This window comes from Mesorhizobium caraganae (assembly GCF_016836705.1).
Classification (GTDB): Bacteria; Pseudomonadota; Alphaproteobacteria; order Rhizobiales; family Rhizobiaceae; genus Mesorhizobium; species Mesorhizobium caraganae.
In genome coordinates this window covers 1-3183 of record NZ_JAFCGY010000074.1, presented here as the reverse complement: position 1 = coordinate 3183, position 3183 = coordinate 1, and the positions used below count along the sequence as shown (strand labels likewise).

Annotated in this window: 2 protein-coding genes and 2 pseudogenes; 2 read left to right on the top strand and 2 right to left on the bottom strand. The window is 57.1% G+C overall.

From position 1 onward, the window contains the following. Nucleotides 1-157: 157 nt before the first annotated feature. Nucleotides 158-499: pseudogene (locus tag JQK88_RS35215) on the top strand (ATP-binding protein); the annotation flags it as partial. Between the two features lie 59 nt (nucleotides 500-558). On the opposite strand, the gene JQK88_RS35210 reads toward JQK88_RS35215, so the two are convergent. Together JQK88_RS35210 and JQK88_RS36850 are read right to left on the bottom strand one after the other, a co-directional pair. Continuing rightward, nucleotides 559-1101: a helix-turn-helix domain-containing protein gene (locus tag JQK88_RS35210; RefSeq protein WP_203281168.1), complete on the bottom strand. Its 543-nt coding sequence runs from the start codon at nucleotides 1099-1101 to the stop codon at nucleotides 559-561. 293 nt (nucleotides 1102-1394) lie between these two features. Continuing rightward, nucleotides 1395-1578, bottom strand: a pseudogene (locus tag JQK88_RS36850) (reverse transcriptase domain-containing protein); the annotation flags it as partial. Between the two features lie 637 nt (nucleotides 1579-2215). Between JQK88_RS36850 and JQK88_RS35205 the strand changes: the two are divergent. After that, nucleotides 2216-2956 (top strand): class I SAM-dependent DNA methyltransferase, encoded by a 741-nt coding sequence (locus tag JQK88_RS35205; RefSeq protein WP_203281166.1) that lies wholly within the window; start codon nucleotides 2216-2218, stop codon nucleotides 2954-2956. The last annotated feature ends 227 nt before the right edge of the window (nucleotides 2957-3183 follow it).

Genomic DNA, 3183 nt, shown 5'->3' with positions numbered 1-3183 from the left:
GAGCAGACCACCCTGCTCAAATGCCGCGCTGGCAGCACCACCCGCCAATAGCTGGTCGAGAAGCTCGTTCGGTATCGCAGGCTCTTTGCGTCGGGACATAGTGGGATTCCTTTTTACCCATTATGCCGCCCGTACACGGAAATCCTGACAGTCCCCCCGGCTGCCGCGCCTGATTGATGATCTGTCCCTGGCCAAAGGCGATGGCCGCATCGCCGCGCGCATGAAAAGCCTCGCCAGGGTCGATCTCCTCATCCTCGACGACTGGGGACTTGAACCCCTCGACGGCAATGCCCGTCATCACCTGCTCGAAATCCTCGAAGACCGGTACGGGCGTCGCTCAACGCTGGTGACCAGCCAGCTCCCGGTGGCCCGTTGGTTCGATCTGATCGGGGATCCCACCTACGCCGATGCCATACTAGATCGCCTCATTCACAACGCTCACCGGCTCGAACTCAGCGGCGAATCCATGCGCAGGTCGACCATCTCCGCTGCCGCTTGACCGGACCGCAAACACGGTGACATCTTGAACTGACGATCAGGTGCTCCACCTGCGCGCGATCAGATAGGAACGCTGCGCGGCATCAAATTGGAATACATGCGCGCGATCATCGGAATCCGCAGTCTTGCGATCGACGATCGGCACCTTCTTGCCGGAATAGTCCACAAGACCTTGTCCCCGGCAGCATGCTCCTGGCGCATCGTCGGCGAAAGGCGCTGCTCGAAGCCGCGGAATAGCTCACAGAAACGACTGTAGCCATAACCATCGGGATGGACGCTGCGATATTCCTCCCAGAGGATCAGCAGCGTCACGCCGGGCTTCTTGAGCTCGATGGAAAGTTCAGCCCAGTTCGGCTCTTCACGTCGCCGCTGCCCCTGCTTGACGCCAGCCCTGCTGAAAAGCCGATGCTCCAGAGCATCGTCCGTCAGTTCTCCTGGCAGCGGCCAGATCAACCCAGCGGCCTTTGCCCGATCCAGATTATCTTGCACCGTGCTTCGGGCGATCCCGAGCATCACCGCAATCTCGCGTACGCTTGTCCCGCCGGCAGAGAGCCGCAGCATCTGTCGTATGTGTCGCATGGTCAGCCTTCTCTTTGACGGCATGAAAGTCCCCTCGTGAATACAGAGGAGCTTCATGCCAAGGTTGCTGACCCAAGGGCATCGTCAGGACGGAAAAACCGTCCGGCAATTGATCGGAATGCTGTCCGGCTTCAAATCGGAATGCCGTCCGGATTTTGATCGGAATCCCGTCCGGTCATTCCCTGGAATCCGCAATCGAACCGATCTGGATCGGGGAAACCAGCTGTTGCCTCGGTGCTCTCAGCAAGCACGTGAGATTTGGGGACTGTCAGAAACTCCTTGCACAACGGACCGCAACCACAGAAGGCAACACGACAGCTGAACCCCAGGAACTTCCGCTCCTCCGGCCGCGCCACCGCGCTCTTCGCCTCGTTGTCCTTCAGCCGCAGCTTCCTAGTCAGGAACCGGTCTTACGGAAGCCATGACCCGTTCGCCCGCGCGGCGGCTGCGAACATAGATGTTGCAGTCGTCCGCGTAGCGGCGAAAACGGTGGCCACGTCGGGTACTCCCCTAGCGAAAAGGGTGTCCAGGAATTGCCGAAACACGCAGCCCGGACCTGTGAGTGCGAAGGCCGAATGGCTGAGCTACTCGACCATGATCTGAGACGCGAAACTTTTCGCAACCGGCTTCGCTTGCCCAATGGTTGGAGGCCCGACAAAGTTGTGACAAAGCAAACAGGCAGAACCGGACGCGAAAAGCCGACGAATTGGATTGACACCGTTTTTTGAGTTGGCACACCTCTTGCGCTTTGAACTGCGACGTTCACCCACCAACGGAGCCGTTCGATGTCCGTATCGACGATTTCGCTAGAGAGTTATCCCTCGACCAGTTGCTCGCGACGGAACGGGCCTATGCAGGAGACATTATCGGCGCGTTGGAATCTCCTGTCTTCAGCAGCCACAGCGCGCGGTCACTTAATATGCGCGCTCAGTTCTATGGCGACCCGCCTTTTTGCATGGCGAAGCGCAGGTGCACGTTCGCGAGCGACATCGTTTCAAGCTTCTGTGCTTGCACGGAACACATTTCGCGGTCGGCGGGAGACTAGACGTATTCGGTAACGGCAACGCAAATCTTTCTAATAGTACGGGATGAAGGTAAGTCAAGCAAATCGCTAAACCATGCGGTAGGAGAATCGAACATGTCTGATGAATCAACTTATGGCGAAATCTACGCTCCAATCTATGAAGAATACACCACCGTGCAAGGTAAAGTCGCTGAGGTAGACGAGACGGTCGCCTTTCTTGAGCGACATTGCAACGGAGGCAGCGCCCTCGAACTGGGTATAGGCGACGGGCGCGTGGCAGTGCCGTTGAGCGAGCGTGGCGTCAAGGTCGAAGGTATCGATAATTCAAGCAGCATGTTGAAACTTCTCGCCAAGCGTACCGATTTAATTAAGGCTTGGCAGGGAGATATTGCCCATTTCAGCTCAGAGCAACGCTACAATTTGGTGTATTGCGTTTATTTCACGTTCCCGCTGCTTTTCACACGCGAAGCGCAAATAGCTTGCCTCCGATCTGCCGCGGAGGCGCTAGATGATGAGGGGGTTTTGGTGATAGAACTGGGGGTGCCAGGCTTGAATCCTCTCGTCGCCGGCCAGCACACTACAACGGCGCGGCTAGTGGATCATGAGAATACGATCGTCAATGTGTCTGTCCACGATCCACTAAACCAGAACTTGATTTCAACCCTCCTCTGGTTTTCTGGTACGTCGGTCAGACGTTTACCGCAACGCGTTCGTTACGTTTATCACCAGGAGCTCGATACCATGGCCGAATGCGCGGGGCTTGAGCTGACGGAGCGGTGGGGAGATTGGTCGAGAGGTGCGTTCACCAAACGATCCGAACGTCACATCTCGGTCTACCGCCGAAGCAGCCCGTAGTCCAGGGACCTTCCGCGGCCAAAAAGCCTTAAAATAAGCGTCAATTGCAGGTATCGCTTTAGCATTCTTGGGATATTCGCTGTTCGCAGCTCTGGATGCGCTAGATGTTCAGTCCCACAGTGTGATGGTAGCGTTGATGCCGCCATCGACAAGGACAGACTATGGGACAGACACTTCACGGGAGCGCCACGACCACTCACGCGGTCCGAGCTGCGATACAGCGATCG